The following is a 25977-nucleotide window of genomic DNA, read 5'->3' as shown; positions in this document are numbered from 1 at the left end:
AAAAGATGCTATTATACCTAAACTTTTTAATTTATTTTGATATTTAAAGAAGTATAAACGCTGCCTTTATCTGAATGTAAGATGCTATTTAAAGAGATATTATAAAGTAATTTGTTAAAGTATCAAAAATTAATTTCATATTTGGTTTATCTGGTATCTTGATAAATTAATGACAGTCGATAAATACAATATTTTATTTTTATATTATATATAAGTTATATCGATTGATATTTTGGAATAAAGGTAGCCAGTTTTAAAATTATCTTCAAGATAGTTAGGAAATAAAAGATCGTTTATTTCTTTTTTTCTTTTTGACTAATTTATGGCGTTTTTTAATCCGATATTTGTTTTGTAAATCTTTATTTAAACCAATATAACCGCTTAAATTAATAACGAGTTTCTTTTTTTTTTTTTTTTAATTCTTAAACATTTGTAGGTATAATTTTTAGCTATTAAATCTTTTAATTTATCTATCAAATCTTTTTTTAAATTTTTTTTATTTTCTTGTTATTTAATAATTTTAAAATAACTATAATAAATGGCCTTATTTAATTCTGAGGTCTTCAAAAGATATTTAAAAGTGTATGTATTTTTATTTTCATTAATAAATTTAATAAAAGGTTTTTTATCTTTTTGAAGGGAAGTTTGTTAGAGTTCATAAAAAACAGTTTAACTCAACTAACTTCAAAAGCGCTTATAATACATTAGTAAAGAAAAAAAGACATAAACACAAAACTTTAAACCTGCTTACTAAACCGATCCAAATAAAGAAGGAAATTGCCGACACCCAAAAAAACTTTATTAAAAACATACACTTTAATAAAAAAATAAATAAATTCCAATATTTTCAAAAAGAAAATAAAGAAAAACCTGTACGAATAGATGAAATCTATAAAACATAAAAACCAACTTTTAAAGTTGGTTTTTATTTAAAATATCAAGGCTAAAAATGAATCTATAATAACTAAAAAATTTAAATGTTATATTTATTTATTTTTTTAAATTAAAGTATTATTTAAATAATATTTTTTTTGTAATTGATAAGTATCTAATAATTATGTTTTAAGATTAATTTTTTGATCTAGTAAAGAAATAAAATTAGCGATTTTGGTTTGTGTTCTTTAAGAGAAGGAAATTTATTGTTTAATTTTAAAAATTTATTCATATCAGACGAAATACGTCCACTTGAATTTCCTTGATTAATTATTGTGTAATATTTTTTCAAAGCATAATCGGTAGTAATCCAAAAATGAAAAAATAACACAGACATTAAAGAATTATCTAAAATATAAATTTTATAAGAAGAAGAAACTAAATATTTTTGCTTTAAAAAATTAAAGCAAATAGTCTTTCTGTCTAAATGTTGTGGACAAACAACTAAATCTTTGGGATGAGCTATTTTATAACCAATATCTTTTTTACTAGCTAGGGCCTAAACCAAAAAATGTGTACTATAAATAAACAAACACATATGTTATCATTGTTAATTAATGAAAAAATCAATTTCTTTTTTTAGAACAAGTTATGATGAAAAAAGTGGATTCTGATGTTTGTTTTATTTTTGAGCATCATTTCTAAAATTAAATTTCTTTTTGTTATTGGGTTTTTATAATTTAAAATCGTAATCTAATATATTATCTTTGTTGTTTTCGAACCAAGATTCTTCCGATAGATCTTGTAAACGGTAACCAAACAAAAAATTAGAAAAAAAATTTAAAATTTGTTTAATTTTGTCACTATCTAATTTTAAATAATTTATATTATCTTTATCTACTGTGTTTAAGGATAACAAGAATAGTTTATGAATTCTTAAACTATTGATCCATTCAGTAATAGTTTGAATCTCGTTTTTTAATGTTACTTTCCGAATGGCTCGATCTTCGTAGTCTATTTTTAAATCTTTAATGTTTTTATGGTCTTGATCTATCTGTTTCATTTTATTTTCTATTTTATTTTTCAAATTAAGTATATTATCTATAGTATTTTTAGGAAATATTTTTGCTTTTTTTATATCTTCTATAACTTGATTTTTATTGGCGTTATCTGGGGGAAATATTTTACACATTCCTTTTATTAGTCCATCTATTTTGTTTTCATTTTCATTTATATTCTGTTCCAAGATACGTTTAATTGTATAGATCACAGACCAATTTTCGATGTCTCCTCTTATTTTTTTTGATTCCAACTCTTCGATAACATGAACAATGTTATCTTCATCTATTGTATTGTTAATTTCACCTTTAAAATTATTTATATATTTTTCAAATTTTTCTATATATTCTTTAAAATTATTATCATTTATGTCCGCTTTTGATTCCATTTCTACATTGAAAACTGCAACAAGTAAATTTTTTTTTAATTCAGGAATTTTTTCTATATATTCACTAATTGAGTTTTTACCGATTAATTTAGATATTTTTTGAAAAAATTCTTTCTTTAATTGATCCTTATTTTCCTTCATGTATTTTATAGCTAAAAATTTTATATATATTCTTGTATATGCTATTTTTATTTTTTTTGGGATTATTTTATTTTTTATTTCTTCTGCTAGTTGTTTAAGTTTTTCATTAAAGTCGTTTTCCGAAATAACTTCTGTTTGTATTCCTAATATTTGTGATATTGTTTTATTATTATTTTGTTTTTGTATATTGTTTTGTATATTGTTTTGTATATTGTTTTGTATTATTTTGTATATTGTTTTTGGTATATTATTTTGTATATCTTTTTTTGTTTCATCGTTTATATTTTCGAAAATAAAATTATATTGTTGCATAATGATAATTAATTTTTGTATTTTATCATTTTCAATCTCTTTTTTAAGATTTATTTGTAATGATTTAAATCTTTCTAATTCATCTTCTATTTCGTCTTTTATCGATTCATTTATCGATTCATTTATCGATTCATTTATCCATTTATTTATCGAATCAATTATATATTGCAATTTTGCTTGTTGAATTTCAAGTGAATATTGCAATATATTTTTAAAATTTACATCCAAGTTGGAATTTTGTCCATTATTTGTATTTCCCTCTTCATCTTTTAATTCTACCAATTTTACCAATTTTGTTAATTCTTCTTCTAACTTTTTCAATGATTCATTTTTAATAGGCATTTCTCTTAAATCGTCTGATTCTTTTGTTTGTAAATTTAAAATTTTTTTTAAAATGTTTTTTGTTTTATCCCAATAAAATTGAATATCTTTGTTTAATACTCTTTTAAGTTTTAAATTTATGAAATTTATCTTTTTAGCAGTTGGTTTAGACTCATTGCTGTTGGAATTTTGTGATTCTACTAATAATTCTTTATATTGTTCACAAATTTCGATTGTTTTTTCAATCTTTGTTGTTGTTGTTTCTTTAATACTTTTAGAATCAACTGTTTGATAATGAGATATTTTTGAATCCATATGAACTAAATTACATCTTAAAGCATAAAATTCTTCATTCAATAAAAACAAAGGTTCTTGAGTTTTGCATTCGGCTTCATTTAGAAATTTAATATATTTTTTTTCATTGCCCTTTGCTGTGTCGCCCGGGTTTTTAATATTTATACAAAGATCAGGGATTTTAACAAGTTCTGATAACGCTTCATAATAAAGGTTATCTTTTGTTTTTTGTTTAATTAATTTAATCACGTATACAATTATATTTCTTTTAGGATTTAAATCTTTTGCCGAATTGCTTTTGTTTAACACTTTTAACACTTTTTCTTGGGTGTGGTCATCTATCAATTCTTTTAATTTTTTGTTTATTTCTTCCAAACGAAAATTTTGAATTTCGTTTGAAACACTGTATTCTATTTTATCATCCTTTTCATTTTGTAAAATTAATTTTAAAAATAATTTTTTAAATTTATTTACTTCAGGAATTTCAAATCTAAAACCAATTATTTTTTTATCTATATTATTATTTTGAATTTCTTTAATTTTTTCATCACTAAAATACCAATAACAGTTTTCAGGATTTTCATTTAAATATTCGATAATTCGATCTATAGATTCATCCTTAAATGTATTACATAAATTTAAAAAATTATTAGACATATAATTGTTACCATACTTACCTTGAATAATTCATTTAACTATAAATTAACTCTATTATCAACAAAACTAGTTGCGCTGTTCCATTTTTTTGGACATATTTTAATTTTAAAATTGTTCTTTAAAACTTAAAATTAAGTAGATAATTTCATATCTTTTCAAACTAACAAAGTTGTTTTTAATTAAATTAAAAAGTGTCTAAAGTTTTTTAATAATTTGCTAGTTTCAAAAGATATTTTTTTCAATATTTTACCCTTCCATATATATAGTTAGGTAAAAAAAGTTAAAAAGGTGTCTACAAAATAAAAAGAAAATAATCTTTTATATAATTTTAATATTTTTCTTAAAAAAAGGGTGCAGAAAAGTAACCTTTTTTATAAGGTTATATTATTTATGTAAATTTAACTAATAATTTATCTAAGAGTTTGAAAATATTGTAAAGGGGATAAATTATTTAATTTAGTTAAAAGCCATTTATGATTCCAAAAAGAAGGAAATTGATTAATTATTTTTGTGATTTTTGGAATTGTTTTTTGAAATAAAAAAGGATGACGATGATATAAAATACTTTTCATTTGGCCGAACAGATTTTCAATTACTGCGTTATCACGTGGAGTGGCTTTGCGGGACATGCTGATTAAAAAACCTTTTTTAGTTAGGATTTGTTGAACTTTTAGAGATTGATAAACTGAACCTTGATCAGAATGAATAATACAAGGTTTTTTTAATTTAGGTAATTTTTGGATTGTTTTTAATACTAAATCTTTATTTTGACAATTAGAAGTATGTGAAGCGATAATTTGATTATTAAAAGAATCTATAACACAAGAAAAATATAAAAAACCTTGAGGAGTTTTAAAATAAGTAATATCAGTGAATAGTTTTTGTAGGGGTCGAGATGAAATAAATTCTTGATTGATTAAGTTAGGTACTATTTTAATTTTATTTTGTAAATTATTTTTATAATGATGTTTATTTTTTTTAATTCTTAACCGACAAAAAATATTTTTTTCTTTCATAATGAGATAAACTTTTTTCTTAGTAATTGATTCATTGAAAGTTTTTTGGTATAAAACAGTAATTTTATGATGACCGAAAAAATATTCATGATTACAACATAAAGCTTCGATTCTTTTTTGTTGCAAAAGGTATTTTTCTTGTTTTAATTTTAATTGTTCTTTAATTTTTAACCAGTAATAATAAGTACTTCTTTTGATTTGGATAGTTTTTAAAATGGTAGTAAGATTTAAGTTATTTTTAAATTTTTTAACCAAATTAAAAACTATTTTTTTATCAATTTTAGTTATTTTTTCAATCATTTTTTGCAATAATTTGAATTTTTGTTTTAATTTTTTCATTATTAAACACTATTTACCTTATTTTTTTTGATTATATTAATAATTATAATTCAAAAAGGTTTTTAAATCAAAAAAATACCATTAATTTGTTTTATTTTTTAGTTTTGCGCTGATGAAATTGGTAAGGTTTGAAAAAAAAGGGGGGCAGCGTAATGGGGGGATTCTTTATTATTTTTCTTTTTATTATGTATTCTTTTTATTTTTGTTAGCGCTCCAGCGCTTATATTATTTGATTTATATTTTTATAAACAATCTTTTTCCAATGGAAAGGGTTTTAAAAAAGAGATGTTATTTATATCGATAATTAATAATGATTTAAAAAAAAGATATATCGACAATATCAAATATCGAATATCATTATCATTATCGATATAAAATATCAAATATCACTTGTTATAAAAGCTTGTTGCAAAAAGGGTTTTTGGGGGCAGTAAAGTGTCAGTAAAGTGTCAGTAAAGTGTCATAAAAGTGTCATAAAAGTGTCATAAAAGTGTCATAAAAGTGTCATAAAAGTGTCATAAAATTGTTAGTTAAATAATTTGTTTTGTTTTAGATATATATTTATATTTGGGATGTAATTTTCTGATGCGATATCCTCGTTTATCTTTGGTAATAAAGAATTTAATGTGTTTTAAATCTTCTAAGCGATAATAAATAATATTTAAACCTTTTTTATAATTGCTTTTTAAAGGTTTATCATATTTATCTTTTTTATGATTATCTAATTTAAATAATTTTAAAGTATCTAATTTATTGATATTGATTTTGCTCATTAATTCTTTTATTTGGTTTTTGGTTTCATTTTTATAATTGATTTGGAAAATATTAAATTGATGTTTAAGGGTATTATTTTGAGTTTTAAGAGGGGTTGAAGGGTTAAGTAATAATTTTGTATTGTCATCTACTTTTATGGCTTTAATTATGTCTATTTTGTATTTTTTAATTTCTTCTAAGATTTTTGGATCTATAAATAAAGTTTGATTTTTAGGGCGATAATTAGCTTCTTGGTAGGTATTTTTCTTTTTGGAATGATTAATAATGGTGAGGTTAATTAAATCTTCTTTTAAAGTTTTCAAAAAGTGTTTGATTTGTTCTAAATCAGTGGGAGTATTTTGTTTATTAATTTCACCTCCGATTCTAATTTCTTGATTGGTATTGTTTTGCATTATTTTATTTCTCCTTTTTTTAAATTAATTAATAAATTATTCGTTAATTACTTCTACTTTATCTTTGCCAAAGTAATATATAGCTAAATCTACTATTTGTTTCTTTTTGGCCGCTTCGTAAGAAATATATGGGTCTAAGAAACATTTTTGATAAGCTTGGATTCCATATTGTTTAAATAAATCATCGACATCTTTACAAGTTTGATTATAAGGTGGTAAAATGTGTCTAATTTCATAGATAATATTTTCTTTTTTTAATTGTTCACCTAATAATTCACTACGTTTTTTTCCTGTTTCGTCATTGTCTAAGGCAATAATGATTTTAATATTTTCTTTTTTAAGAATGTCTATTTGTGTTTGAGAAAATAATTGTGTGACACAAATTAATCCCACAACGTTTTTAATTCCATTTTGCCAACAACTAATGACATCAAAAAAGCCTTCATGAACAATCATAATTTTAGTTTGTTTAATGCAAGGGAATGCTTCAAAGAAACGATAACTAAAATGAAAAGTGGGGGTTTGGCTGAAATTATTAAGAGATTGATATTTGGGTTGAAAATAGCTAGTATCGCAAAAATGGTTTTGATAAAAGTGAAATGTTTTAGCATATCCATTTTCAATCGGGATAATGATAGAACCATGAAAAGTATCATGATAATATTTTTTTCCTTTGAAATTAGTTTTTTCTTTGATAAAACCATATTCTACTAATTTATCAATATTAACATTTTTCTTTTTTAAGAAATTGATTAATCTAAAAGATAATGGTTTATTTGATAATGGAGCATAACCTAATTTAAATTCTTTAATTGTTTCTAAATTTAATTGGCGCTTTTGTGTTAAATAATCTAATCCTATTTTCCTTTCATCATTTTGATTGGATGTTAACAAATAATTATAATAATCTCTTATTTGATTAAATAAGGGAGATATTTCTTTGAATAATTGTGTTTTTTTGATATTAATTTCTGTTTCATCTATTGGGTTATGGGGTTTGGGAGGATGATATTGTAATTTGAAAGGGTTGGAGGATATTGAGGTGTTAGTTTTTTCTTTATTTGTTAAGATTTCAAATTTTTGAGAATGCATAAAATTTAAAATCTTTTTGACTGCATCGTTAAAGTTTGTGATTCCACGAATTTCTTTATAAACATCAATAATGTCAAAATCGCGACAACATTTCCAACAGTGAATGTTATTGTTATCATTTATATGACAAGTTGTTGGATTTAGACCTTGATGGATGGGACAAGGAAAACGATATTTGCTGTTGAAGTTTGATGGGAGGATGTTTAATTTTTTTAATAAAACTATCATGGGGAAATTAGTTTTGATGTAGTTAATTTTTTCTTGATTATTCATTTTTTTACTCCTTAAAAATCTTCTATTTGGTAAGGTAAAACATAACCTACTTCTTGAAAAGTTTGAGTTGTCATTTTAAAATGATAGACTAAAGTTTTTTTAGTTCCGCTGCGATTTTTTTTAATATTTACTTCAATTATTTTTTGATTATCATTGTCATCAGCTTCTAAATATAGTTGATTTAAGGTTGAAGTATAGATATTTAGGGGTTTGGTGGTATTTTTTTTAATATTTGGGTTAAATTCAGACATAATTAATACTATGTCGGAATTGGTTTCAATTCCGCCAGAGCCTTTTAGTGCGGTGATTTCTGGGGATTTTCCGTTATAATTAGAATAAGTATCTCTTGAAAATTGAGATAAAATGATAATGACAATTTTTAATTCGATGGCGATTTCTTTAATTTTGGTCATGATTTCATCAATGGCTAAACGGTCATTATCCATTTTATTACTCGCTTTTGTGATTTGAAGGTGATCAATGACTACAATTTCTATTTTGGATTCTAAATGAAGACGATACAATAAATCAACAATATAATTAATATTTTTTTCTTGGTCATAACTAAAAGATAAGTTGATATTAGTAAAAAATTGTTTTGCTTGTATCATCTTTTTCGTATAGTGTTGTTGTGTGATATTATCAAAATTTTTATCTAAAATAACATCTAAAGGAATTTGAGTTTGATTAGATAATAAACGATTTAGGTTTTCTTCTGAAGTCATTTCAAAAGAAAAAACCAACATATAAGGATAATGTTGGTTTTCTTGGTATTTAGTTTTGGCTAAATCTAAAAGAAGATTATAGATAAAAGATGTTTTACCTAAACCAGTATAGCCTCCAATGGTGATGATTTGACCTTTTTTGAACCCTTTAGTGGCTTGGTTTAATCCTTTGAAAGTGTCTGATAAACGATAATATTCTTCTTGGATTTTTTGTTTGGAAATGTTGTCGGTTTCAAAGACTTCGGGATAAAGTTTTGTCATTTGGTTCAAGGTTAATAAAGTTTTATCTTTTTTGTTTGGGATAAGATTAATAAAATTTCTTAATTTATCAAAGATTTCTTGGTAGTATAAATGCTTATGATAAAGATCTTGATTATCAAAAGAAGGGTTGATTGTTTTTATTAATTGTTGAAATAAAGTTTCTTGGGTATAAGTATGTTTTAAATTTTCTAAAAGATGTTCATTATGGATATTATTATTGTTTAAAAACATCAAAGATTCATTATTAAAATTTTCTTGAGGATAATGAGTTTGAAGATAAGTTAGTAATTCTTTAATAATTGTCTCTTTGGTTTTGATTTTATCCCAAGGATGAGTTGATTTTTTTTCTAAATATAAATATTTTAAAGCGTTATATATTTTTTGGTGATTGGATTTGGTTAAATATTTAGGGTTGATTATTTGACAATAAAGTTTTAATTTGTTCCACTCCCCTTTTTCGATGTAATTAATAATTTGAATTAAGGCTTGGTGTTCGTTAGTTAACATTTTTATTTAACTCCTTCTTTTTAATTAAATTAATATTGGGAAAAGTGATGAATTCATTCATTAGTAAGGTTTTTAAGAAGAGATTAGCATTATCAGAAAATAAATTAATTACTTTATTAATTGACTGTACTTTACCGTTTTTAATTTTATTATTGAGTTTTTGAGTTTCAACTTCATCGTTTGTTAATAAATAATATTCAAAACGAGTGTCTAGTTTTTTTAGTTGTTGTGCTTCAATGATGGCTTGTTTGTATCGTTCACGAAGGCAAGTTTTGAAATTGAAGGCGATAATGCGTTTGGTTTGTGTGAATAAAACCAAGTCGAATTTGATGTCGGGGATGAAAAATAAATATGATTTAGGATATAAACATTTAATTCCTTTATGGTTTAAATAAAGCAAAATCAGGTATTCGTTAATTTTTCCGCGAATTGATTTTTGGGATTGGGAACAAAAGTTGTTGGTTTCGAAATAATGATTTAATTGAATGTGATTACTTTTCATATATTTATCAATAGTAAGATTCAAAGTTGCTTTGTTGAAAATAAGCTTTATGATTTGAACTGATTTTGAGTTGGTATTTAATTGGTTGATATTAATAAATTCTTGGTTAGTTAACATTTTTAAATTCCTTTCTAAATAAAAAAGACCCTTTTTGAGGGTCTTTGGTTTGTTTTAATAGATTTTTTTAGTACGCCAAGTAATAATTCCATCTTTATGAATTGTTTTGATTTTGCCGTTGCGAAAATAGATATATAAATTACCGTTTTGACATTTTTTCTTTATGATTTTTTTCATTTTATATCTCTTATTAATTTCATAATTTTAGTAACATTTGATTGAAGGGAATCAATACCATTTAGAATTAATTGTTTATTGTTTTGATAATGAGTTAAATAATGATAATAACCTTTATGGACAGTTTGGTGATAAGTTAAGGATTTTTGTTCGATAATATCTAATTGATGGTTTTTTTGGGTTTGTTTTCTTTCTTTACCAATAAGAGGATTAATATCTAGATAAATTAATAAATGAGGTTTAATAAATAATTTTTTATGAGTGATATCAAAAATTTCTTTTAAATCGAAACAAGATTTTGTTTGTTTAAGATAAGGAAATAATTGGTAGGCATATGTTGATGGTAACCAACGGTCTAAGATTATGAGTTGATTTTGTTTTAAATGAGGATAGATGAGTTCTTTTTGGATTTGAGCCATATTAGTGATGCTAAGATAAAAACGAGTAATGTAATCAACTTGGTTATAATTTAAAAATAAATTTCTTATTTCTGTTCCAATAGAACTACTTCCTAAACCTTGATAAATTTTATTATTTATTTTTTGTTTTTTTAGTTTTTGTTGTAATTCTTGAATTAAAGTTGTTTTGCCGCTACCATCTAGTCCTTCAAAAACTATAAGTTTCATTTTTTTCTCCTTTAATTGGGTTTTAGATAATAAAAAAAGACTCTACAAGAGAGTCTTTTAAATTGTTATTTAAAGCTTAATTCAATTCTTTTGGGTGGGGGAGTGGTGTTATAAAAATTATAAAAAATATTAGAATTACCAACACAATTATGACCATTAACAATCCAATCATCAGAGAAAAAACCTGGGACATATTGATACCAACATGTATTTCCGTTTTCATCATAAATAATTCTCGATGTTTTTCCAAATTTATTTCTTATTTCTTGAGCTGAATAAGAACATCCATATTGAATGTAACATTGCTTTAACCAATTTATATAAGCATTACGATATTGTTCGGCGAGTTTAATTTGGAGTGTATCATTACAAACTACAAAATAAATACAATCATCAGTTTCTAAACATTGGAATATTTTTTTAATTTGAAAAGGAATATCTATTTTTTTATAAGAAGGAGAAGTTATTTCAATATCCCAATTTCGCTTTTCTGTTTCTTCTTTATATTCACTTTCTTTTATTAAAGGAGGGAAAGTATAAAGGTTGTTTTCTCTTTTCCAATCTCGGATAGTTTGATAAGGGTCTAAAGAGTCAGGGAGTTCAATAATTTTTTTTCTTTTTTGAACATTAAGGAAGAAAAGATAGATGTTTTTGGCACCATTTGAGAGTTTTGTTAAGTCTTCGATAGTATATGATTGAGATTTAATAATATCTTCTTTTATTTGATTGATGCTTTCATTAATTTCATTAATGCTTTCTTGATAGACAGTTTTGAAATGTGTATCTTCACATGAATTTTGTTTTATTATAACTTCTTGTAGAAATTCTTGTTTCCATTCTAATCGGTTTCTTAGAGATTGTATATTTCGATTTTCAGATAATAACCTTATGCCGTCATCAAAATAAATGGCATCAATTTCAAATTCAAATAAAAATTTTCCAAAAGGTAAAGGCAATACTAATCCAGTATGAGGTGTTGCGTTATAACAACCTAGTTTAATTAGTTTTGGTTCTTTAATGATGTTGTTTTTGATTAAATAATTATTAATTGCTTCTTCTTTGTTTTGGTCAGCAAACATTTCAATTATTATTAATTCTATATTTACATTTTCTTCTTGAGGTTTTTGTTTTGTATCCCAAAAGACAAAGGCTTCTTTGATGGCTATTCCGTAATCAAGGAGTTCTTCTAAGGTGAATTCATCATCTTCATCAGGATATTTGATATTAAAAGGGTTATGTCTTGGTTTGAAATAAGCCCCAATTAAACCTGAAGGAGGGTTTTTGAGTTTAGCGTCGAAGAAAGTGTAATCATAAGGATTGTAGGAAGGCTCTTGAAGGAAATAGATAGAAGCTTTGATATTAAAATATTTTAAGATATCAGGGATGCTTTCTTTGGATAAAACAGGAATGTCATATCTTTTCATTTTGGGTTGGGTCGCTAACCATTCTTGTTGAAGGGTTTGGTAGTCAGATAGTTTTATTTTTGATTTAGATTGATGATGAAAATAAGGATGAGCGGAGATAGAAGGACAACAAATCAAAAATAATAATAAATAAATAATGATGAAATATTTAGATAAAAGGAATTTTGATTGATTTTGACATAATTGTTTACCTCCTTTTTTTGTTTTTTGTTATTGTTTTACCAAAATATGTGTGTGTTAAATAAAAAAGACCCTTGGGAGAGGGTCTTGTTAATAAGATTTTTGAGTTAATTTTTTTTAATGTCTTCCATTATTATTGTTGTTTTGTTGATTTGAGGTGTTGTTTCTTGTTTCTCTTTCTCGTTGAAATTGATCTCTGAGAATTAATTGTTGATTTATTGCATTTATTTGGTTTGAAATTCGTTCTATATCTGCTGCAATATTTTGCATTCTACTTAAACGTATTGTATTATTTAAACTTAAATCATTAAAATTATTATTTAACTGTTGTATTAAATTATTTTGTTCTTCTGTAAGTTGTCTCATTCTTACATCTAAATTTATCCCAGGGGAAGCATATAACATATTGTTATCAAACATTAATAATCCTAAAAAAATGATAAAAAATAGACTAAACAAAGATAATTGTTTTTCTAATTTAATCATTATTAACGACTCCTTTTATTTTTTATCCCTCAGTCGAGGTAATGTCATAGAGTTTGTTTAATCCAGAAATAATTAAATCTTTATATTGTAATTCAGCATTTTTATATCGTTTTTCTAAATCTTGTTTGGATTCTTTAGAATCCTTTAACCTACTTTTGTATAATTTTTGGTCACTTTCTAATATGCCAATTTGAACGTTGATTTTGCCGATTTCACCAACTATTTTTATTACTTCATCTTGGAGTTTGTCGATTTCAGCTTCTAATATTCTTTTATTTTCTTCTCTTTTTTTTCTAACTTCTTCGGGTTGATTAGGTAAATATTTAAATTGTTTCCGAACTTCTTTTTTTTGATTAATTATTTTATTTTTATCGGCTTGATCTTGTTCTAGTTTTTGTTGTTGTGGTTTTAAAGCTTCTATTTGAGGTTGAAGAGAATTTAATTGTGCTTGGTATTCATCGCATTCAGTTTGTTTTTCATCTACCCATGTTTTTTGTTCGTTTAAGGAATTCAATGATAATTGCCAACTATTTTTTAGTTTATTGATTTGGGTTTTTTCTTCTTCAGAAAGGTCATTTGGTAGTAAGGTATTTTCATCGGATTCTGAGAAAACATAAGTTTTAATTTGGTCGAAACGAGCAGCAGTGGTTTTAATTTTCGGTTGGGGTGTTTCTTCCGTAGAACGTTTTATTTTTGAAGGGATTTGTTGGGGTTTGTTCTCTAAAGGAGATAAATAATTTTTTTCGTTTTGATAATCATTAAATCCTTGATTAATGCCTATGATAATTGCTATTACGAAAGGTAAAATGATAACAATAGTTACTAAATGTTTTTTAAAAAAATTATTATTCATAAATTTCATTTCCTTTCTGATAATAGTGATTATTATCAAATATTGAAATATGAATATATCACTATTATACAATTTTAGGGATTAAATGTTTAAGGAAAATTATTTTTTATTTGGAATCATTATCATTTCAGGGATTTTACCAATTCGTCTAGCTTGCAGGCGTTGTTGAGCACGAGCGTAACTCGGATTTTTTTGTTTTAATTGTTCTTTTAAATCATTCACGTCTTCTTTTTTAGTTTCTAATTCTTCTTCTAATCTATCTTGTTTTATTTCTAACTTATAAATATCTTTTATGTCTTTTTGTTTATGTTTTAATTCTTCGATGATGGTTTCATATTCACCGATAACTGATTGTTCTTTTTGGGCTATTCCGCGAACTATTGATCTAGAATATTCTAATTCTTGTTCTAAATTATTTTCATTTTGACGAAGTTTATAATCACCTAATTTTTTTTCGTAATCTTTGTAGTCGGCGTCAAGTTTGGCTAAATCACGGTCGATGTCTTGAGTATACATTTTTAAAGCTTCTTCGGTAATCATTGGTGGATGTTCTTTGTTTTCTTGCGCGACTTCATTATATAAATGCCACAAACGGTGGCCTTCGTGAAGAACTAAAGTAGCTTTTGACATACCTTGAGCGAACTTACGTGTAAAAGTAACTGATTTGCCTAAAATTTTCATACCATATTTAGCGGGGATTAAGTCAGTTACTTTATCAAAAGCTTTGAATCCCCATTTTACTATGTTTCCAGCTGATGCTTCATGTTCTTTTTCATAGGTTTGCATGCGGTTATGCATTTCGCGATATTTTATTTTTAGGGATGTATATAAATCTTTTTCTAAATCGATTTTATCTAGTTTTTTCTTGACTGCATCAATTTCTTTTTGGATTTCGGCATGACGTTCTTCAACTGATTGGATTTGATTATATAATCTTTTTTCTCCTTCAGTTAAATCTTTATATTGTTCTTCTAACATTTTTTTAAATTTTTCAGCACGAGATAACATATTTTGGTATTTTTCTTGGGTTGCTTCTAATTTACCAATTTGAGAATTTATATCAGATATTTTACCAACTATTTCTTCTACTTCATCTTGTAGTTTTTCAATTTGTGCTCTTAATCTAATTTTATCGTCAGGAGAAGCTAATTTTTCTTCTTCTTGTTTTTGTTTAATTTCTTTTTCTTTGGCATCTTTATCTTTTTCTAACTGAGTTAGCTTGCCTTTTAAGATAGTGATGTTACCTGTTGTGTTTTTTAATTGTTCTTTTATTTCTTTAATTTTTGTTTCATTTTGTTCTAACAATTCATGGATTTGTTCTTTTTGTTTTTGGGAGGATTCTTGGGCATTGTAGAGTTCTTTTAATTCATCTTCACATTTTTTTAATTCACTTTCCCAATTAGTTTTTAATCCTTTGTAATTATTTATTGTATTTTCGTATTTATCGATGGCTTTGTCGATTTTATTGACTAATTGCCCTGCATATTTAGATGATGGTTCTGTTTTATGAAAGAAACATAAATAAATGAAACTTAAAATACCAATTATAATTAAAAAATAAGTTAAATAGCCTTTCCATGATGTTGTTGATTGTTGAGTGGGTGAAAGTTTTCTTTTAAAGAAAACAAATAGACTAAAGATGGTAGTGGCTATTAAAAACCAGGTGAAATAAGATTTAAATGATAAAAATCCTTTGATTAAGTCAAATGGTGTTAACATATATTATTCATCTCCTTTTTGGTTTTTTTCTATTTGGTCTAATATATTTATATTAGGAGAAATTATCATTTTATATGCTTGTTTTAAATCTTCTTTGTTGATTTCATTTCTTCTAGTTTCACCTTGACCTCTGTTTTTCGCAAAGATTGTTACTGTTGTTTTTAAGAGGTTTTCCAAAGTACGATTGGCTTGTTTGAATTGATGGTTTGGCGGTAATATTTCTAAAGCTTCGTTAATGACTTCATATAAGTATTGTTTGGCTTCTTCACTATAAGGGTTTTTACGTTTGTTGATTAAAAATTCTAGGAATTGTTTTCTTTCTTCTTTGTTGCCTGGTTTGACTTCGATATTGTAAGTGAATCTTGATTTGATGGCATCATCGATTTGGTTAATGTGGTTTGTAGCTCCAATGATGAAAATAGGTTTTTCAGGGTTGTTTTTAAAAGATGTCAATTCAGTTTTGAATTGATTCACAACATTGGCAATTTCTGAATCAGTTTCTAAAGTGCTTAAATCAGTAAAGATAGTTTCGCATTCATCTAAAAAGATGATTGCGCCATTGTTTTGGGCTGCTTCTTCGCGAGCTGTCATAAATAAATCTTTGACTAATTGAGGGGCGATACCTTTGTATTTTTGTGAGAATAAAGAGCTGCTTACTTCAAAGAAGGGTAAATTAGTTTCTTTGGCTAAGGATCTTGCGAGAGTGGTTTTTCCTGTTCCAGGGGCTCCATACATTAAAATACCTAGAGGAGATTCGATTTCTCCAATATTTTGGTAGTTTTCTTTGTTGTTGAGATAATCAATAAATCCATCTAATGCTTGTTTTTCTTCTTTGAAACCGATTAGTTGGTTGAATCCTGGGAATTTATTGTTGTTAGAAGGTTTAAATAATAATTCTTCTTGGTTATCGTTCGGGATTATTGTTTTTTCTTGTAATTCTGATGAAGAAAAAGTTTGAATTTTTTCTGGTGATGAATTATTTTTAGTTATTTGGTCTTCTAAATATTTTTTAGTTTCTTGGTTAGTTTTGTTTTGGGTTTCTAATCTTTTATGATGATTTAGGATTTGGGTTTGATTTTCGATTAAAGCTTGATGGTGGATCCAAACTTGAATTCCTAAAAATAAAATGATAGATGTTATAATGATTATTATTAAATTAGTTGGATTTAAATTTTTATTTTGATTTTTTTTAATATTCATTTTCATATTAATACCTTTCTGAAAAATAAAAAAAGACTAATACAAATTTTGTTTAGTCTTTTAATATTTTATTTTGCTAATTGAGCAATTTTGTTTTCGATAGTTTGATTTCCGCCTTCGAAAGATTTACCTTGGGAATCGACTAATTCGTAATCACAAATTAATTCTAATTGAGGGTTTTTGGAATTGATGATTTCTTTTTGTTCGATGCTAATTTGAATTTTAATAATTCCAATACCTTTGTCGTTTAATATCATTTGGGGACGTTTTGTGTCGTCATAATCATTGTTATTAACTTTGAGGCTTATGTTTAAATATTTTTCTGGGTTGTTAAAGGATTGGTTAGTGTTATATTGGGTTGATAATTTTAAATATAAGGGTATTGAAATATCTATTCCATTTGAGTTAAGGATTGCTTCGTGTTCGATAGTAATTAAGTGATTGTATTTTTTTTGGCTTAAGTTAGGAATTGAAATCGGCAAAAGTATTTGATTTTCGTTGTTGCCACCCGTTCGTTCAACAGTGAAAATAGGAAAATCATTTATTAAATTTATTTTTTCTTTTCTTTGTTTGTTAAAGTAATCGTTTAAAGCATAAATTGAGATAATTGAGAAAAATAGAACAATTACAAATGTTATGATAATTAATATTTTATTTTTATTTTGTGTTTTCATTATTTGTTTCCTCCTGAAAAAATTGTTTTAATTAAATCAATAAAATTATTGATTCCTGTTGTTAACCAAGGGATTTGGTTTTGGTAATAAATAACGTTGACATGTAAAATAAAATATAAAATGATAGTTAAATAAGTAATTATTTTTAATAAATTTAGTTTATTGATATTAGGAGTTGGGGGTGAAATGTGATGATTGAGTTTTTTTGTTTCTGGGATTGATATTTTTTGATTTGGGTTTTGGGTTTTGGTTAATTTTTTATTTGGTTTTTTAGTGATAATTATTTTTTTTGACATGTTTTTTCTCCTTTGTATTAATTATTTATTTCTTTGTTACTTTCTAAATTGTTTTTTTCTTAATAATTATTTTTGGTTTTTTTGGATTTTCATTTTTAGTTTCCTTTCTTTTTTTTATATTTTAAATTTACTTAATTTTTTTAAATAAGTTGTCTGTTGTAATTCTTGTTTATTGAGTTTTAATAATTCTAAATACTTTTTGCCGTCTGCAATCATTTGGTTAATAAAATTATTATCTTGATAAACCCTAACAACATGATAATTAGTGTCATTAAAATAAACAAAGAAATAAGCGAATTTAGATTGAGAACAATATAATTGACATTGAACTTGCGCCCAGTAATTAGAAGGGATTTTTTTATGTGAAAAGAAACCATTCCAAGTAGAGGAGATGTTGTTATTTTCATCTACATAAGGACATTTAATTTCTAATAAAGTGTTGGTTTGTTCGTTATAACCGTCAAGACTTGCAGAAAACATATCTAAAGTATCATCAGTAAAGATGGTATCAGGGAATTTTAGATTAGTTATTTTTTCAAAAAAAGTTCTCGCTAGGGGTTCGGTTTTGTTGCCGTGTTCGGTGAATTTATTGCTTGTAAATGTTGTTCCAAATATTTTGTCATGTATTAATTGTTCTAAACTTCTAAATTTGTCATTTCCTGTAATACTTCCTATTTCAGAGGCATTGATATATTTTTTGCGATGATTATACCACTCAGAAGTTCGTTGGTTTAAATTATTAATTTTCATTTAATTATTTTCACTTTCTAAATTATTTTTTTCTTTTGAATTGTTATTTGGGTTTGGAATAATTGAAGATGATTTATTGGGTTTGTTATCTTTTTTAGTTTCATCTGTTTTATTAATTTCTGGTAATGGAAAAAAATTAAAAAAGATTTTTTTGATAATAAACATTAAAGCAGTTGCGAATAGGGCGCCAACGATAAATCCAATGGCGAAATTAAGTTCATTCATTTTCATTTTCCTTTCCGTGAGGTTTGTTGTTGTTTTTTAATTTTAGTATTTTTTTTCTTGCTTTTTTCTCTTGCCAATGAGCAACTTTTACTTTTTGCACTTCTAATTGGGATTGGAGTTTTTCTTGGTTTTCATTTATTTTATCTAGTTTTTTTAATAACTGTTTTTCTAAATATTCTTGTTTGGCGTTTTGGATTTCTAAATTTTGGAGTTTTTTGTTGGGGAAAAAGAGGCCTAAAATCAAATCTTTGACGAAAATCAAAATATTTGCAATTAATTTAAAAATAGGTTTGAAACCAGAGACAATAAGAATAGTGAAAATCGTTGTTTGGATTCCGTCTATTCTTCGTTCAAGGATTTCGGTAGTGCTAAATCCTTTAGAGTAATTTAAGATAAAATTGCTAATTGTTGCAAATAATGAAAAAATAAACATAATTTATTCTCCTTATTTTAATTTAAGGTTTTTGACTTCATCTTTAATAGTTTTAGAAAGTTTAAAATTTACCACAGTTTTTGTAGGGATTTTGAGTTTTTTACCTGTTTGGGGGTTTCTTCCCACGCGGGCTTTTCTTGATTTTAAGATGAATTTGCCAATTGAAGGTGATAATACCACTTCTTCGTTGGATGTGATTGCTTTGATTAAAGCATTTTCGAACGAGTTGTAAAAATCTTGGGTTTGAGTAACCGAAGTTTTATGCATTACTGCGATAGTTTTGATTAATTCTTTTTTTGTCATTTTAGTGACTCCTTTTTAATTTTGGGTTGGGGGGTTATTATCTAAAAAGATAACATTGTTTAAAATAACTTTAGTATTGGTTTTGTTTTGGTTTTCGTTATTAGTGTATTTTTGAATAGATAATGTTCCTTCTATATATATTTTTGAACCTTTGTGTAAATATTTACTCATGTTTTCTGCTTGATTACGAAAGGCAACACAGTGGATGAATTGAACTTTATCTTTATTGTTGATAGCTAAGTTGAAATCAATTTTTGTGATTTGTTCATTATTAATATGAATGTATTGTGATTCTAGGGCGTTAGTGATGCGGCCGATTAATTGAACTTTATTTAACATTTTTTTATTTCTCCATTGGTTTTTTAGGTTTTAATTTTAGAATAGCTATTTTTTTGATGTTGATTATTGTTTGAAGTTTTAAATTTATTTTTAGCGCGATCTCTTGGTTGGTATGAGGTCGTTGATAAGTTTCGTTGATGTTGTCTAAAGTGATACCAAAACTTAAACAAATAATATTAAATCCTGTTTTACTTAATTTCTTTTTTAGTTTTTTTAACAAACATTCGTGATTTGTTTGTTTTAACCATAATTGATGAGGATTGGGGTTGCTGATTTTATAAGGTTGATATTTTTCTTCTTGAAAACTAATATTGTTTGGTTTAGTAGATTTTTGTGGGATTGAAGGAGAATAACTTTTTCTTATTAGTTCATTGATTTCAGATTTAATTGTTGGTTTTGCATAGGCGATAAAGTCATAACCTAAATCTTGGTAATTACTTAGGGCTTTCGTTAATCCTAAAACTCCTTCTTGATATAAATCTTGTTTTTGGAGCAATTTAGGATAATATTTAAATTTACCAACAATTTTATTTATTAATGGCAAATGAAGATCAATTAATTGATCTCTTATTTCTAAATTCTTTTTATTTTTTAAAAAATCTTTAAATAATTTTTTTCTTAACATTTAATCCCTTTCTAAAAACGTTTTTAGAAAAGATATGAAAATTAATTTTATTCTTAGAGAATAAAAAAAGACTAACTTAATAGTTAGCCTTAAAGAAATTTTAAAAAACAAAAAGTGTCTAAAGTTTTGGAACACTTCAATTATCCCTGGGCAAGTTCTTTCTGAATGATGAATGATTTTACTTGCTAATGCCAAAGCTTGAGAATTACCTTCAATTGCTTGATTTAATAATTAATTACCATTTCTGAAAACAAATCAGATGAAATATTTAAAATAACTTCGCCAACAAAACCATCAGTTGGCATTTTTTTAATAATTATTGGCGAAAGCTTTCTTAAAATTTTTTTCATTATTCTATTTGTTAAACGAGAATACTAAAAAGTATCATTAAATTTATTTAATTATGACATATTTTTATGATCTAATAAAGTTTGTTTATTTGTATCATCTATTTTCCGAAAACAATACATATGATAATAACCCTTACCTACCCATCTTAAATCAATAAAGTCATAAAAAATAGTTTCTTTCTTTTCTTTCACCGTTGCCAAAATAACCCGCTAATAAATCATCATCTGAATCTTTGAAATTCTATTAAATATTGTTATTTTTACTGTAATTATATGAAGGTTATCGTTTACAGTATACTTAAAAATTAGAATCAATATTTTTTTAATAAAATTTTGTAAATATTTATTTTTTATATTTTCTTTTATTTTTTTTCATAAAAAATTTAAATAATATTATAATCAATACGTATTGGAGCCAATAAAAATTATTTTTTATCCAAGAATATAAATGATCATATTTATCTGTTGTTTTATTTTTTATTTTATAATTTTTAACAAAAGATAATATTTTATTATCAATTTCTTCTTCTGATATTTTTTCTTTTTTTAATTCATTTTGAACCATTAATATTGCCCCTTTATTTATTAATTCAATATCTTCATTAATAAAATCAGATCCTAAAATATTATCTATCAAAATATAATTTTGAATATTATTCAATATTTTCTTATTTAAATTATTTTTTATTTTTTCAATTTGATTTTGAGATTCTCTATTCAGGGTATCAACTATTTCTTCTAAATTTAAATTTTGATAGAACAATTCTTTTTTAGTTTTATTTTCTAAATAAACAACTATTTTATCTTTTTCTAAATGAAAATTAATATTTATTTTATCTATTATATTTTTCCATTTTTTTTGAAAAATTTCATCATTATATTTATTTTCTATTTCTTTTATTTTTTCTTTAATTTGTTTTAAAGAAAAATTTTTAAACATTATTAAATTTTTTTCTGTATCTTCTTTAATTTTATCTTTTAACTGTTCTATTTCTGTTTTTGAAAAAATTTCTTCATTAAGATTTATTTTTTGAATATAAAAATCAATTTTTTCTTTTAAAGATGATTCTAAGTTTTGATTTAAACTTTGTTCCATATCATGAATAATTTTATTTTTTATTTGTTCGAAATTGATAAAAGTATTTGAATTTAATATTTCTTCTATTTTTGTTTTTATTTTATTTTCAATATATAAATTGTTTTCAGAATCCGCCAAATTATTTATTTTAGTCAAATAACTATTAACATCAAAAAATAATCTTTTTTTTATATCGTCGATATATTTAATTATTTCTTTTGTTATGCCTTCTTTATTTATTGCTATTTGTGAATGCATTTGTGATATTTGATCATTAAAAACATAATCATATTTTAAAAAAGAATACATATTTTGGTATTTGTTTACAATGTCATCAATCATTATTTTATTTTGTTTAATTTTTTCTATATCCCAAATAAAATAAATTTTTTGATCTTTGGTTTTGACAGCTTCATCTAAAATATCTTCTATAGAAGAAATACTTTTTATTGATTTATTTTGTTCGTTTTTTTGTATATTTTCGAAATAAAAACCTATTAAACCTTCAGGTATAGGATTTTCTGATGAATAAAAATTTTTTATTTGTTCTAGTCCATCTTTTGATATTTCTACTTCTGAAAATTCATTTTTATTATTTATATTATATACAAATTTCTTATGAACATCATATTTTTCTTTTATTAAAGAAAAAAATCCTTTTCTTTTATCAAGTTCTTCGCTATCTTTAAAAATATGTTCAATCGCTATATTTTTATATTCTGTAATATCAAATAATTCATTTCTATTATGTTTTTCATGTTTATGATTTTCCCAATTTATTTTTGATTGTGGATCGATAATCCTTTTTAAAACAGTTTCTAAATCGATAGGTAAAATATTCAAATGTTTGTGTTGATTTGTCGCAATTACAGCGGATTGTTCTAATAATTCTATTAATTTTCTAGCTGTCCTTAAATAATCTAAATTAGAATCAACAATCATTTGGGTTAAAATATCTAAATATTTATAAGCTCTTAAATCTAATTTATATTTTTTAGATAACGTTTTAAAAAACATATTCAAATCTTTTTCAGACCATAAACCGATTTCAATTAATTTATTAAAACGACTTAAAATAGAATCATCAATTTCATCTTTAAAATTTGTAGTACCAATAACAAAAACTGGTTTTTTCGGATCTGTTTGAATACCTTCTATTTGAGATAAAAAAGCAGTAATAACATTACCATGATCTGAATTCAAACCATCGCTATTACGTTTTCGAAAAGCCACTTCGCATTCATCTATTAAAACTATACTAGGAGCGTTTTTTCTAGCCTCTTCAAAAAGTTTTTTAATTAATTGTGGTGCTTCTCCAACATATTTTCTAGAGAAATCATCTGATGATACAGCAAAAAAAGGTAACCCAGCTTCTTTAGCGAATACTTTTGCTAAAAAAGTTTTTCCTGTTCCTGGCGGTCCATATAATAAAACTCCTTTAGGGGATTTACTATTTCCCATTTTTTTATATAATTCTGTATTTTTTAAATGAGTTAAACTTTCTTTTAATTGTTGTACAGCGACTTCTGAACCTATAACATCTTTAAAATTAGGAAATTTATCAGTTTTTTGAACAAAACTATCTAATAAATTATTATTTATTTTTTTATTTTCTTGTTTGCTATTTATTTCGTGTATAAAACGAAATACTTCTTTATTCATATCACCTATATTACGCATTGACTCCAAAACTAAACGAGTAAATAATGTATTATCTTTTAATGAATTTTCTATTTTATTTTTATACTCTTTTAAATCAAATTGATTTTGTTCTAAAGAATGCAATGTTCGATCTATTTTTGATTCTAATAATGTTTTTTCATGTTCGTTCAAAATTTGATTTTGTTTTAATTTATCTTTTTGTTTGTTTAAATCAATTCCTAATAATTCATTTTCTTCTTGTAATTTATTTAAATTATCGCTTTTTAAAGATATATCATCTTGTAATTTTTTAATTTTCGCTTCTAATTCTTTTATTTCTTGGTTTAAATTATTTTTTTCTGTTTCTGATAAATTTTTATTTTTTAATAATTCTTCTGCATTAAGTTTTAATTGTTTTTCTGTTTGTTCTATTTTTTTACTTAAAGATGATATTTCTATATTGTTATTTTTTATTTTATCTTTTAAATTATTAATTTTTTGTTCTTTTTTAGCAATAATTATATTTTGATTTTCAATTTTTTCATTTAATTTATCTATTTCATCTTGTAAAAGTTTTAATTGATCTGAATTTATTTTTAATTGTGAAATCTGATTATCAATAATATTTTTTAATTTATTTTTTTCTAATTCATTCATTTGTATAATTTGTTCAATTTCTTCTTTTTTGTTTTTTAACGCATTTGATAAAGAAAAAATTTCTTGTTTATATTCTGTCAAATTATCTTCTTTTGTTTGAATTTGTTCTATTAAAGTGTTTATATTAATTTTATTTATTTCAATTTCTCTTTGTAAATTTTTTTTTTCTGTTTCTGATAATATTTTATTTTCATCAATTTCTTTTTGTTTATTTTCAATTTCTTCTTTAAAAGAATTAATTTGTCTATTTAAAGAGAATATAATATTTTTTTTAATTTCTATATTATCTTTAATTTGTTCAATTTGAAATTGTTTTTGTTTTATTATATTTTCTTGTATTAAAATAGTTTCTTTGATTTCTTTAATTTCTTGTTGATTATGTGCTAAAAATTGTTCTATTTTTTTAATTTTAGAAATATTTTCTTCTAATTTTCTGTTTAATATTTCTTTTTCTTGTTGATTTAAAGTTTTTATTTGAATTATTTCTTTTTGTTTATCTTTTAATTTTTCCTTTAAATCATTAATTTCTTCATTGTTAGAATTTAAAATAATTTCTTTACGCATTAATTTATTTTGGAAATATTGAATATCGATTTGTAATTGACTTATCTCATTTTTTAATTTATTTTGGAAAAACATAAAACCTTGTTTTTGGTTTTGTAATTCTTGTTTTTTTTTATTCAATTCTATATTTTTAGAATTAATATCTTGTTTTAATGAATAGATTTCATTTTCTTTTCTTTTTGAATTGATTTCTAAATTATTAATTTTTTCTTCTTGCATTTGTAATTTAGTTTTATAATGTTCTAAATTATTATGTAATTTTCCGATTTTTTGTTCAAAGTCGTTTATAATTTTTTTTAATTCATTAATGTTTTCTATTTTATTTTTTATACTTTCTTGTAAAAAATTTTTTTCTTTTTGATTAAATTCTTTAATTTCTTCTATTTCTTGAAATTTGATTTTCAATTCTATCGATATATCTTTAATTTTTTGTTCTTTCGAGTTCAAAAATAACTCTTGTTCTTGTAATTTTTGATACAATAATTTTAATTCTTTATTAATTTTATCAATATTGTTTTGTAAAAGATTTTTTTCTTCTTGTGATAAAATTTGATGTTCTTTTAATTTTTCTTCATATTTTTTCAAAAAATTGTTTTTTGTTTGTATTTCTTGATTTAATTGTTTAAAATCAATATTTTTATTTAAAATTTCTAATTTTAATTGTTCAATTTCTTTTGTTTTCTCTGTAATGTTGTTTTCTTGTGTTTGTAATAAATCATCATATTCTTTTATTTTATTTTTTAATTGTTTTATAATTTGGTCATTAACGTTTATATTTTTTTGAATATTTAATTCTTTTTCTAAAATCATAATTTCTTCAAAAACATTTATTAAGAAATTAATTTTTGATTTAGAAATAAATTCGGTATTAGATGGTTGCCAATTTTTCCAAAAAAATCCTAAATTTGAATCGAAATTGTTTTTTTTGTGTTGAAGATATTTTTCGTAATTTGTAAAATCTACTTTATCAGCTATAAAAACAAATACAAAATTATTTATATCATAAACTGTTTGTTCAAAAACATCAGGAAATTCATTTATTATATTATATCGATCTAATAAATGAATTTTTTCTTTTATATTTTTTTTAGATTCCTTATAATAAATAGGATTATCAAATTCTTTTGTTATCTCTTCCAAAACCTTTTTTAATAATTCAGGATTATTATTTAATTTCGGAAAAATAAATTTTAAACGTTTTATAGAATTAGATTCTTGTTCTAATTCTTCTGAAATTTTTTCCCCATATAAATAAATTTTATTGTATAACGGAGAATAAAATATTATCAATATAAAAATAAAATTAGATAATATTTTTATTTTTATTGTCATTT

At 23.8% G+C, this 25977-nt stretch carries 22 protein-coding genes and 1 pseudogene; all 23 read right to left on the bottom strand.

Going from position 1 to position 25977, the window contains the following annotated elements:
- Positions 1-1606: 1606 nt before the first annotated feature.
- Positions 1607-4045, bottom strand: a complete 2439-nt coding sequence (locus tag LFWB_RS02625) for a hypothetical protein (protein WP_210954549.1) — start codon at positions 4043-4045, stop codon at positions 1607-1609.
- A 410-nt stretch (positions 4046-4455) separates the two neighbouring features.
- Positions 4456-5400 carry an IS3 family transposase gene (locus tag LFWB_RS02620; protein ID WP_210954511.1) on the bottom strand — a complete coding sequence of 315 codons (945 nt, stop codon included), beginning with the start codon at positions 5398-5400 and terminating at the stop codon, positions 4456-4458.
- 530 nt (positions 5401-5930) lie between these two features.
- Positions 5931-6566 carry a phase variable surface lipoprotein gene (locus LFWB_RS02615; RefSeq protein WP_210954510.1) on the bottom strand — a complete coding sequence of 212 codons (636 nt, stop codon included), beginning with the start codon at positions 6564-6566 and terminating at the stop codon, positions 5931-5933.
- Positions 6567-6602: 36 nt separating this feature from the next.
- Positions 6603-7931: a toprim domain-containing protein gene (locus LFWB_RS02610; RefSeq protein ID WP_210954509.1), complete on the bottom strand. Its 1329-nt coding sequence runs from the start codon at positions 7929-7931 to the stop codon at positions 6603-6605.
- Between the two features lie 11 nt (positions 7932-7942).
- Complete coding sequence (locus LFWB_RS02605) at positions 7943-9424, bottom strand: replicative DNA helicase (protein ID WP_210954508.1); 1482 nt, start codon at positions 9422-9424, stop codon at positions 7943-7945.
- Positions 9414-10043, bottom strand: coding sequence for a hypothetical protein (locus tag LFWB_RS02600; protein ID WP_210954507.1), 630 nt, complete (start codon positions 10041-10043; stop codon positions 9414-9416). Before LFWB_RS02600 ends, LFWB_RS02605 begins: the two co-directional genes overlap by 11 nt.
- Before the next feature lie 173 nt (positions 10044-10216).
- A pseudogene (tmk, locus tag LFWB_RS02595) lies at positions 10217-10864 on the bottom strand (dTMP kinase); the annotation flags it as partial.
- A gap of 47 nt (positions 10865-10911) precedes the next feature.
- A complete protein-coding gene (locus LFWB_RS02590) occupies positions 10912-12270 on the bottom strand; it encodes a hypothetical protein (RefSeq protein WP_246454241.1) in 1359 nt (452 codons plus the stop codon).
- Positions 12271-12567: 297 nt separating this feature from the next.
- Positions 12568-12936 carry an effector protein gene (locus LFWB_RS02585; RefSeq protein ID WP_210954548.1) on the bottom strand — a complete coding sequence of 123 codons (369 nt, stop codon included), beginning with the start codon at positions 12934-12936 and terminating at the stop codon, positions 12568-12570.
- A gap of 22 nt (positions 12937-12958) precedes the next feature.
- A complete protein-coding gene (locus LFWB_RS02580; protein WP_210954547.1) occupies positions 12959-13789 on the bottom strand; it encodes a GumC domain-containing protein in 831 nt (276 codons plus the stop codon).
- Between the two features lie 99 nt (positions 13790-13888).
- Positions 13889-15508 carry a DNA double-strand break repair protein Rad50 gene (locus tag LFWB_RS02575; RefSeq protein WP_210954546.1) on the bottom strand — a complete coding sequence of 540 codons (1620 nt, stop codon included), beginning with the start codon at positions 15506-15508 and terminating at the stop codon, positions 13889-13891.
- A 3-nt stretch (positions 15509-15511) separates the two neighbouring features.
- On the bottom strand, positions 15512-16708 hold the full coding sequence (locus LFWB_RS02570) for an AAA family ATPase (RefSeq protein WP_210954909.1): 1197 nt from the start codon (positions 16706-16708) through the stop codon (positions 15512-15514).
- Between the two features lie 68 nt (positions 16709-16776).
- A complete protein-coding gene (locus tag LFWB_RS02565) occupies positions 16777-17382 on the bottom strand; it encodes a hypothetical protein (protein ID WP_210954488.1) in 606 nt (201 codons plus the stop codon).
- Complete coding sequence (locus LFWB_RS02560) at positions 17382-17678, bottom strand: hypothetical protein (protein WP_210954487.1); 297 nt, start codon at positions 17676-17678, stop codon at positions 17382-17384. Before LFWB_RS02560 ends, LFWB_RS02565 begins: the two co-directional genes overlap by 1 nt.
- Before the next feature lie 114 nt (positions 17679-17792).
- The gene (locus LFWB_RS02555) at positions 17793-18428 is read right to left on the bottom strand and encodes a YqaJ viral recombinase family nuclease (RefSeq protein WP_210954501.1); all 636 of its coding nucleotides are present in this window, start codon (positions 18426-18428) and stop codon (positions 17793-17795) included.
- Positions 18429-18653, bottom strand: a complete 225-nt coding sequence (locus LFWB_RS02550; RefSeq protein WP_210954908.1) for a hypothetical protein — start codon at positions 18651-18653, stop codon at positions 18429-18431.
- Positions 18646-19086: a hypothetical protein gene (locus LFWB_RS02545; protein WP_210954485.1), complete on the bottom strand. Its 441-nt coding sequence runs from the start codon at positions 19084-19086 to the stop codon at positions 18646-18648. Before LFWB_RS02545 ends, LFWB_RS02550 begins: the two co-directional genes overlap by 8 nt.
- Before the next feature lie 12 nt (positions 19087-19098).
- The gene (locus LFWB_RS02540; protein WP_210954484.1) at positions 19099-19389 is read right to left on the bottom strand and encodes an HU family DNA-binding protein; all 291 of its coding nucleotides are present in this window, start codon (positions 19387-19389) and stop codon (positions 19099-19101) included.
- A 15-nt stretch (positions 19390-19404) separates the two neighbouring features.
- Positions 19405-19728 carry a single-stranded DNA-binding protein gene (locus LFWB_RS02535; RefSeq protein WP_210954483.1) on the bottom strand — a complete coding sequence of 108 codons (324 nt, stop codon included), beginning with the start codon at positions 19726-19728 and terminating at the stop codon, positions 19405-19407.
- 4 nt (positions 19729-19732) lie between these two features.
- Complete coding sequence (locus LFWB_RS02530) at positions 19733-20353, bottom strand: sigma-70 family RNA polymerase sigma factor (RefSeq protein ID WP_210954482.1); 621 nt, start codon at positions 20351-20353, stop codon at positions 19733-19735.
- 224 nt (positions 20354-20577) lie between these two features.
- Positions 20578-20703, bottom strand: a complete 126-nt coding sequence (locus LFWB_RS03930) for a hypothetical protein (RefSeq protein ID WP_281411830.1) — start codon at positions 20701-20703, stop codon at positions 20578-20580.
- A gap of 51 nt (positions 20704-20754) precedes the next feature.
- A complete protein-coding gene (locus tag LFWB_RS02525) occupies positions 20755-20904 on the bottom strand; it encodes a hypothetical protein (protein ID WP_210954545.1) in 150 nt (49 codons plus the stop codon).
- A gap of 142 nt (positions 20905-21046) precedes the next feature.
- Complete coding sequence (locus tag LFWB_RS02520; protein WP_210954544.1) at positions 21047-25975, bottom strand: AAA family ATPase; 4929 nt, start codon at positions 25973-25975, stop codon at positions 21047-21049.
- Positions 25976-25977: the final 2 nt, after the last annotated feature.

Source organism: Candidatus Phytoplasma luffae, assembly GCF_018024475.1.
In the GTDB taxonomy this organism is placed as follows: Bacteria; Bacillota_I; Bacilli_A; order Acholeplasmatales; family Acholeplasmataceae; genus Phytoplasma; species Phytoplasma luffae.
The sequence above is the reverse complement of the archived record's forward strand: the minus strand, read 5'-3'. Positions and strand labels throughout refer to the sequence as shown.

What these genes read in the sequence shown, in the direction of transcription:
- LFWB_RS02625 (WP_210954549.1), bottom strand. Translation starts at nt 4,045, where the DNA reads ATGTCTAATAATTTTTTAAATTTATGTAATACATTTAAGGATGAATCT.
- LFWB_RS02620 (WP_210954511.1), bottom strand. Translation starts at nt 5,400, where the DNA reads ATGAAAAAATTAAAACAAAAATTCAAATTATTGCAAAAAATGATTGAA.
- LFWB_RS02615 (WP_210954510.1), bottom strand. Translation starts at nt 6,566, where the DNA reads ATGCAAAACAATACCAATCAAGAAATTAGAATCGGAGGTGAAATTAAT.
- LFWB_RS02610 (WP_210954509.1), bottom strand. Translation starts at nt 7,931, where the DNA reads ATGAATAATCAAGAAAAAATTAACTACATCAAAACTAATTTCCCCATG.
- LFWB_RS02605 (WP_210954508.1), bottom strand. Translation starts at nt 9,424, where the DNA reads ATGTTAACTAACGAACACCAAGCCTTAATTCAAATTATTAATTACATC.
- LFWB_RS02600 (WP_210954507.1), bottom strand. Translation starts at nt 10,043, where the DNA reads ATGTTAACTAACCAAGAATTTATTAATATCAACCAATTAAATACCAAC.
- LFWB_RS02590 (WP_246454241.1), bottom strand. Translation starts at nt 12,270, where the DNA reads ATGAAAAGATATGACATTCCTGTTTTATCCAAAGAAAGCATCCCTGAT.
- LFWB_RS02585 (WP_210954548.1), bottom strand. Translation starts at nt 12,936, where the DNA reads ATGATTAAATTAGAAAAACAATTATCTTTGTTTAGTCTATTTTTTATC.
- LFWB_RS02580 (WP_210954547.1), bottom strand. Translation starts at nt 13,789, where the DNA reads ATGAATAATAATTTTTTTAAAAAACATTTAGTAACTATTGTTATCATT.
- LFWB_RS02575 (WP_210954546.1), bottom strand. Translation starts at nt 15,508, where the DNA reads ATGTTAACACCATTTGACTTAATCAAAGGATTTTTATCATTTAAATCT.
- LFWB_RS02570 (WP_210954909.1), bottom strand. Translation starts at nt 16,708, where the DNA reads ATGAATATTAAAAAAAATCAAAATAAAAATTTAAATCCAACTAATTTA.
- LFWB_RS02565 (WP_210954488.1), bottom strand. Translation starts at nt 17,382, where the DNA reads ATGAAAACACAAAATAAAAATAAAATATTAATTATCATAACATTTGTA.
- LFWB_RS02560 (WP_210954487.1), bottom strand. Translation starts at nt 17,678, where the DNA reads ATGTCAAAAAAAATAATTATCACTAAAAAACCAAATAAAAAATTAACC.
- LFWB_RS02555 (WP_210954501.1), bottom strand. Translation starts at nt 18,428, where the DNA reads ATGAAAATTAATAATTTAAACCAACGAACTTCTGAGTGGTATAATCAT.
- LFWB_RS02550 (WP_210954908.1), bottom strand. Translation starts at nt 18,653, where the DNA reads ATGAATGAACTTAATTTCGCCATTGGATTTATCGTTGGCGCCCTATTC.
- LFWB_RS02545 (WP_210954485.1), bottom strand. Translation starts at nt 19,086, where the DNA reads ATGTTTATTTTTTCATTATTTGCAACAATTAGCAATTTTATCTTAAAT.
- LFWB_RS02540 (WP_210954484.1), bottom strand. Translation starts at nt 19,389, where the DNA reads ATGACAAAAAAAGAATTAATCAAAACTATCGCAGTAATGCATAAAACT.
- LFWB_RS02535 (WP_210954483.1), bottom strand. Translation starts at nt 19,728, where the DNA reads ATGTTAAATAAAGTTCAATTAATCGGCCGCATCACTAACGCCCTAGAA.
- LFWB_RS02530 (WP_210954482.1), bottom strand. Translation starts at nt 20,353, where the DNA reads ATGTTAAGAAAAAAATTATTTAAAGATTTTTTAAAAAATAAAAAGAAT.
- LFWB_RS03930 (WP_281411830.1), bottom strand. Translation starts at nt 20,703, where the DNA reads ATGAAAAAAATTTTAAGAAAGCTTTCGCCAATAATTATTAAAAAAATG.
- LFWB_RS02520 (WP_210954544.1), bottom strand. Translation starts at nt 25,975, where the DNA reads ATGACAATAAAAATAAAAATATTATCTAATTTTATTTTTATATTGATA.